Here is a 7219-nt window from a genome sequence, read left to right on the forward strand (position 1 = left end):
GGTGCGAGGTGGGCGCCGTGGTGTGAGTTCGGCGGTGCGAGGTGGGCGCCGTGGTGTGAGTTCGGCGGTGCGAGGTGGGCGCCGTGGTGTGAGTTCGGCGGTGCGAGGTGGGCGCCGTGGTGTGAGTTCGGCGGTGCGAGGCAGACGCCGCGGTGTGAGTTCAGCGGTGCGCATGAGTGGGTGCGAGTCGAGTAGCGCGAGCGCTGCCGCTCACCCGGCCAGGCCGGCAATACAGTGCTCCCCGTCCTTGCAGAACGCCCCACGGCCGCCACCCATCCCAACACCGATTCCGGCTGCCGGGGACCCGCCACCACCACCCGGGAAACCGGGCACCTCGGAAACGATTCCAGAATTTGCCGCCGAGCTATGTACAGCGGGTCCTGAGGTTGTTACTGTCCGGGCTGATTTGACATCGATGTCAACCTCAGGGAGTGGTCGCGATGGTTTCGAGACGTGCGTTCCTGGCGGGCAGCGGTGCGGTGACGGCGGGGGGACTCGGGCTGGTTCCGGGCCTCGCATCCGCGGCACAAGCTGCGGTTTCATCGACGTCCGGCAGCCCCGCTCGGCTGCTGCCGGTGTTCAACCGCCCAAGGCACCTGGATTACGGCGACGTGAGCAGACTCAGCGGGGGAGACCAGACCCTGCTGACAACGTTGCAAGGCATTGTGAACCGTACCGAGCCGGAGTTGTACTTCATCTACGACACCGGCACCGAGAGCAACCCGGACTCCACCTGGCTGGCCGAGTTGCCGGTCCCGAAGAAGCTCTACAAGAACCCGCTCGACCTGGTCGCGAAGTACCGCCACCGGGTCCGCGGGGCGATCGTCCACGACCCCGCCGTACCGGACTCGCTGAACGTGGCGACGACGCTCGCCGGGCTCGAGAACGCGGTGGTCGCCGACGCCGAGCAGGCGAAGGCGTACGGGCTGCGGATCGTGAAGGACCTGCGCGGGATGTTCGACGACGACCGCGTGAAGACGTACCGCTGGCAGCTGGACAACCTGTTCCCGAAGGTGACCAAGCAGCTGCTCGCCGGCCTGCCGCCGACCCGCGTGGTCGACGTCGAGGGCGTCGACTGGGTGGAGATCGCCCGCGAGACCCAGCAGATCCGCGACTCGTCGAACCGCGGTACGTACGACCTGGACGTGTCGGCCAAGCTCGGCAAGGAGGCGGTGTACGTCCGGTTCGCGGACTCGTTCACCGACGACGGCTGGGGTGCGTCGGTCCGGCACATCGTGATCAAGGCCAACGGCTCGGTGATCGCCCAGTTCGAGCCGGGGTCCGCGGAGGAGGAGCCGTACCTGTTCGACGGTTCCCGCTCGTCGATCGGTGGTGAGGCCAATCGTTTCGCCGACGGTGGCAACTACTGGATCTACCGGATCGAACCGCCGGCAGGTACGACGTCCCTCGTCGTCACCGTGGAGATGTGGAACCAGTACCTGGTCTCGGCCGCCGACACCTCGCCGACCCGGATCGAGCCGTTCCCGTACTTCCGCGACTACGTCGTGGCCAGCAAGGCGATGGTCAGCTGGCTGCCGCCGGGCGGTGCGACCGGCGAACTGCTCGTCGAGTACTTCGACAAGTACCCGACGCTGGCGCCGTACATGGGCTGGTTCGCGAACGACGTCTCCGGTGAGTGGGACGGCGTCGAACTCGCGAGCAAGGGCGGTTCGCCCGTCATCGCGGCCGACTTCTACATGAACGGCACCGTGCTCGCCGGCGCCCCCGGGAAGATCTCCGACAAGCCGCGGCGGATCCGCCCGATCAAGACGCCGAAGAACAAGGTGTACCTGACGCTGACGTTCGGTGAGGGCGACAACATCCAGTACTGCCAGCGCCGGCTGCGCGAGATCTGGGACGACCCGAAGCGTGGCGACGCGCCGACCAACTGGACGATCAGCCCGCTGCTGCTGGAGACCGGACCGTCGCTCTACAGCTACTTCCAGCGCACCGCGACCGGCAACGACCTGCTGGTCTGCGGGCCGTCCGGCGGCGGGTACACGTACCCGTTGGCGTGGAAGCCCGACGAGCTGACGCAGTACCTGAAGATGACCGGCTCGTTCATGCAGCGCACCGCGCTGGACGTCGTGTACGCCTACAGCGGCCGTGTCGACGGGGCCTGGGTCCCGTTGACCCCGGAGGTCGCCGAGGGCTTCGCGAAGTACACGCCGACCAAGGGCATCATGCAGACCTGGGACGGCGACCCGCTGACCGTCCGCAACGGCGGCCTTCCGGTCACCAGCGTCTGGGGTGCTCCCGGTCGGGCGGCGGAGTTCAAGGCGTCGCTCGACCAGCGGATCGCCAACTGGGACGGCGCGAGCCCGCTGTTCCTGTCCGGTCTGATCGGCGCGTGGTCGTGGTCGCCGTCGGACATGTCCGAGCTCGCCGAGCTGCTCGGCGACCCGTACGAGCTGATCCTGGCGAACAGCTTCTACGACCTGCTCAACCGCGTCCTGCCGTAGCAGACGTGGCGCGGCCGCCCACGGGACTGTGGGCGGCCGCTGGGTGGGGAATCAGCTGGGTGTCACCAGTGGTGGACCACGTCGACGACGAGCCGGGAGTTCGTGCCCGGGCCCGCGAGCGTGAAGACGCGGAACGGGAGCCGGGCGCGGACCCCCAGCCCGATCGTGGTCTGCCCCTCGAAGCTGCCGGCGAACGCGACCTGACGGAACGTGCGGTAGCCGCTCACGTTGCTCAGCTCGCGCCGGTTCGCCGGGCGGTACGTCGGCTGACCGGAGGCGCCGTACGACGGTGCGCGCACGACGACCTGGAGCCGCGCGCCGCCGCGGACCGGGACCGCGAAGCCGGAGCCGTCCTGGCGCACCGTGCTGACGTAGCGGACGTCGTACCCGGGCGCCTTGCCCTTGAGGTCGACGACGAGCCGGTCGAAGCACGCGTGCCGGCCAGTGCGGACGGCGGTCACGGGGGCCGCCGTCATCCGGCTGTTGGCCTCCGGCAACGAAGCCCAACCGGCCGGGCAGGACGCCGACGCGGTGAGGGCTGTGGGGGCGGTGCGGGGGGACGATCCGGCGGTGGCTGCTCCGGGTGCGGCGACGGCCGCGGCCGGGACGGCCAGCACCGCGAGTGCGGTGCGGATCGCCTTGGGGGTGATGTGGTGCTTGCTCATGAGGTCCCCCCTTTCAGGACTTACTCGTTGGACGCCCCCAACGCGGAATTGGTTGACTGCACGGGTGACTCCTGACGAACTGCTCGAGGTTTTCCATCGCCGGATCCGGTTGCCGGACGCGGACGCGATCCCCGGCTGGAAGCAGGAGCACGACGGCACCGTGCACCGGTCGTACGTCGACGGGCCGGACGGCGCCGGTTTCGTGGAGACGCCGCGCGGGCTCGGAGACGACCCGGACGCGGTGATCGCCCGGCAGGTGGAGTTCTTCCGCGAGCGCGGTCTGGCGTTCGAGTGGAAGACGTACGCATACGACGAGCCGGCCGACCTGGGCCAGCGGCTCGTCCGGGCCGGGTTCGTCGAGCAGGAGCCCGAGACGCTCATCCTCGGCGAGGTCGACCGGATCCTGCAGCGGCCGTCCGCGCTGCCGTCGAAGCTGCGGTTGCGCGAAGCCGACGAGGACGACTTCCGGCGGATCGCCGTACTGACCGACACGTTGTGGCACGACGGGCTGGAGCGGGTCGGGGAGCGGCTCGCCGCCGAGGCGCGGATGTTCCCGGACCGGCTGTCGGTGTTCCTGGTCGAGGACGCGTTGCGCGGCCCGGACGGGCCGGTCGTGTCGGCAGCGTGGATCCGGTTCCACCCGGGGACGGGGTTCGCCAGCCTGTGGGGCGGCGGGACGCTGCCGGAGTGGCGGCGGCAGGGCATCTACAGTGCGCTGCTGGTGCATCGCGCCCGGCTCGCGCAGGGACGCGGCTACGAGTTCCTGCGGGTCGACGCGTCCGCCGACTCCCGCCCGATCCTGCAGAAACTCGGTCTGCACGCGGTCACCACCACGACGCCGTACGAGTGGGAGCCGGACCGGCGGGGGTGACGCGCGGAACGACCGGTTGAGGCTGTACGTTTCCTGCATCATGGCCCTGAAAATCGCTTCCCGTTTCCGCCGGCTGCTGCAGCGCCCCGGCTCGATCGATCTCGGCCCGTACGAACGGCTCACCCAGCTGGTCGGCGAGGCGGAGGAGTCCGTCCTGTCCCTGACCGACGAGGAGCTGACCGAGGCGGTCGGCGATCTGCGTACCACCGGTGGGCTGCACGAGGACGAGCAGATCGAGTTCCTCGCCCTGGCCCGCGACGCCGGCCGGCGCGCGATCGGTGAGCGGGCGTTCGACGGCCAGGTCGTCGGCGCGCTCGCGATGCTGCAGGGCCGGATCGTCGAGATGGCGACAGGTGAGGGCAAGACCCTGGCCGGAGCAATCGCCGCCGCCGGGTACGCCGTCGGCGGCCGCAAGGTCCACGTGCTCGCGGTCAACGACTACCTGGCCAAGCGCGACGCCGAGTGGATGGGCCCGGTGTACGAGCTGCTCGGCGTGACCGTGTCGCACGTCGGGCAGGCGTCGACGCCGGAGGAGCGCAGGGCGGCGTACCAGGCCGAGGTCTGCTACGTACCGGTCAGCGAGATCGGCTTCGACGTACTGCGTGACCGCCTGGTCACCGATGTCGCGGACCGGGTCACCGTCGAGCCGGACGTGGCGCTCGTCGACGAGGCCGACTCGGTGCTGATCGACGAGGCCCGGGTGCCGATGGTGCTGGCCGGCGCGACCCGCAACGAGGCCCTCGACGACGACATCGTCCAGCTGGTCCGGACGCTGCGCGCGGGCGTCGACTACGAGATCGACGGTGACGGCCGGACCGTCGCACTGACCGACCGCGGTACCGACAAGGTCGAGCAGGCACTCGGCGAGGACGTCAACCTGTACGACGACGAGAACCTCGACCGCCTGACCCAGATCAACGTCGCGCTGCACGCCGAGGTACTGCTGCGCAAGGACGTCGACTACCTGGTCCGCGACGGCAAGGTCAGCCTGATCAACAACAACCGCGGCCGGATCGCCAAGCTGCAGCGCTGGCCCGACGGTCTGCAGGCCGCCGTCGAGGCAAAGGAAGCAGTACCGGTCAGCGACTCCGGCGAGGTGCTCGACAGCATTACCGTGCAGGCGCTGATCAAGGGGTACAAGACGCTCTGCGGCATGACCGGTACGGCGGTTGTCGTCGGCGAGTCGCTGCAGGAGTTCTACGACGTCGAGGTGGCCGTCGTACCGCCGAACAAGCCGAACATCCGCAAGGACGAGCCCGACCGGTTGTACCTGACCGTCGAACAGAAGAACGAAGCGCTGGTCAAGCACATCGCCGAGGTGCACGAGACCGGGCGCCCGATCCTGATCGGCACGCACAGCGTGGAGGAGTCCGAGCAGCTCAGCGACCGGCTCGAGGCGGCCGGGATCGAGCACGTGGTGCTGAACGCGAAGAACGACGCCGAGGAAGCGGCGATCATCGCCGAGGCCGGCGTACCGGGCACGGTGACCGTGTCGACGCAGATGGCCGGCCGCGGTACCGACATCCGCCTGGGCGGCAAGGACGAGTCGCACGACAAGGACAAGGCCATCGAGCTCGGCGGCCTGTACGTGATCGGCACCGGCCTGCACGCCTCGCGCCGGTTGGACGACCAGCTGCGCGGGCGAGCCGGGCGGCAGGGCGACCCGGGCGGTTCGCTGTTCTTCGCCTCCCTCGGCGACGAACTCGTCACGCGGTACTCCGTGTCGTCGGGTCTACGCCCGCACCCGGACGACACCGGTCGCCTCACCGACCGCAAGTCGATCGGCGTACTCGAGCACGCGCAGCGCGTCGCGGACGGCGCCAACGCCGAGCTGCACCGTACGACATGGCAGTACAACCGCCTGACCGGGCAGCAGCGCGCGATCCTCCTCGAGACCCGCGAGAAGGTCCTGACCGAGGACCTCGCCGCGACCGAGCTGGCCGCGCGGGACAAAGAGCGGTACGACGAACTCGTCGCCGAGGTCGGCGAGGAAGCGGTGCAGAGCGCCGCGCGACGCATCGCCCTGCGGCACCTCGACCGCCGCTGGACCGACCACCTGGCCTACCTGGCCGACCTGCGCGAAGGCATCCATCTGCGGTCGCTCGCCGGCGGCATCGTGCACCTGAAGCCGATCGACGAGTTCAACAAGTCGGCGATCGCATCCTTCGACACCCTGATCGAGGACGCCTGGAAGGACGCGGCCGAAACCTTCGCCGAAGCCGAGATCACCGCCGACGGCCTGAACGAAGAGGCCAGCGGCATCCCCCGCCCGACCGCGACCTGGACCTACCTGGTCAACGACAACCCCTTCGGCACCGAAGCCGACCGAATCCTGGGCCGGCTGCGGAACGCGATCAAGCCCGAGTCCGGCGCCGAACCCGAGGAAATCCCGGCCGAGCAATTCGACGACGCCGACCTCCCCGAAGAACTCCGCGACCTGGACGACGAGGACCTCCCGGACGAACTCCGCGACGCGGACGACCTCCCGGCGGAGCTCCGCGACGCGGACGCCAACGCCAACGCCGACGCCAACGCGGACGCCGACGCCAACGCGGACGCCGACGCCGACGCCGGCGCCGGCGCCGACCCCGAGCCGGACGCGGACCCGAAGAAGTAGCCCGCTGCGCCTTTGCGGAGCATTTCTCTGTGGAGCCTTTCTTGTGGAGCATTTCCCGGCCTCAACGCCGCCAGAAATGCTCCGCAATCCGCCTGCGCATGCACAAGCGGCGTACGGCGTCGACGGCCGCGCACGGACGCCGTACCTGCGGGGTCTGGGAGCGCTCCGAACCCACGCCCCTTCGCAGCCCCAGCCGCCTGCCCAGCCCCAGCCGCCTGCCCAGCCCCAGCCGCCTGCGCAGCCGCCCAAGTCGCGCCGGCTGCGCCAGTTGCCGGGGGTTCGGACGGGAACCGGATGCGTCGGACAGGAAATAACAGGTCCCCAGGCACCATTTCCTGTTCAAGCCCCCGACTCCCGGCACGGTGGCCAGCGTGGGGTCGGCGTGGGCCGGCGTGGGGTCGGCGGGGGTCGGCGGGGGTCGGCGGGGGTCGGCATGGGTCAGCGTGGGTCAGCGTGGGTCAGCGTGGGCTGGCGGGGGCGGGCGCTGGCGGGTTGTTGCACGGCTGGCCGGTTACAGAGCCTGTTGCAGAATCAACGCCCGGTCGAGCTTGGTGGGGGATAGAGCGGCGATATGGCTCGAATCTGCGGCTCAGGTGGAGTAAAC

The 7219-nt window shown here is 69.8% G+C and carries 4 protein-coding genes; 3 read left to right on the forward strand and 1 reads right to left on the reverse strand.

The features are described from left to right. The first annotated feature begins 611 nt into the window (after positions 1 to 611). On the forward strand, positions 612 to 2462 hold the full coding sequence (locus AB0B82_RS35100; protein WP_360178822.1) for a GxGYxYP domain-containing protein: 1851 nt from the start codon (positions 612 to 614) through the stop codon (positions 2460 to 2462). Positions 2463 to 2524: 62 nt separating this feature from the next. Here AB0B82_RS35100 and AB0B82_RS35105 read toward each other — a convergent pair whose 3' ends face one another. Beyond that, positions 2525 to 3127, reverse strand: coding sequence for a hypothetical protein (locus AB0B82_RS35105; RefSeq protein WP_360178825.1), 603 nt, complete (start codon positions 3125 to 3127; stop codon positions 2525 to 2527). Positions 3128 to 3191: 64 nt separating this feature from the next. Here AB0B82_RS35105 and AB0B82_RS35110 point away from each other — a divergent pair, with 64 nt between their 5' ends. Together AB0B82_RS35110 and secA2 are read left to right on the forward strand one after the other, a co-directional pair. After that, positions 3192 to 3998 (forward strand): GNAT family N-acetyltransferase, encoded by an 807-nt coding sequence (locus AB0B82_RS35110; protein ID WP_360178828.1) that lies wholly within the window; start codon positions 3192 to 3194, stop codon positions 3996 to 3998. Between the two features lie 40 nt (positions 3999 to 4038). Next, on the forward strand, positions 4039 to 6615 hold the full coding sequence (gene secA2, locus AB0B82_RS35115) for an accessory Sec system translocase SecA2 (protein WP_360178831.1): 2577 nt from the start codon (positions 4039 to 4041) through the stop codon (positions 6613 to 6615). Positions 6616 to 7219 lie beyond the last annotated feature (604 nt).

The sequence above is a fragment of the Kribbella sp. NPDC048915 genome, assembly GCF_040649595.1.
Taxonomy (GTDB): Bacteria; Actinomycetota; Actinomycetes; order Propionibacteriales; family Kribbellaceae; genus Kribbella.

Excerpts from the sequence above, each read along its gene's own strand:
- AB0B82_RS35105 (WP_360178825.1), bottom strand. The coding sequence starts at position 3,127 with ATGAGCAAGCACCACATCACCCCCAAGGCGATCCGCACCGCACTCGCG.
- secA2 (WP_360178831.1), top strand. The coding sequence starts at position 4,039 with ATGGCCCTGAAAATCGCTTCCCGTTTCCGCCGGCTGCTGCAGCGCCCC.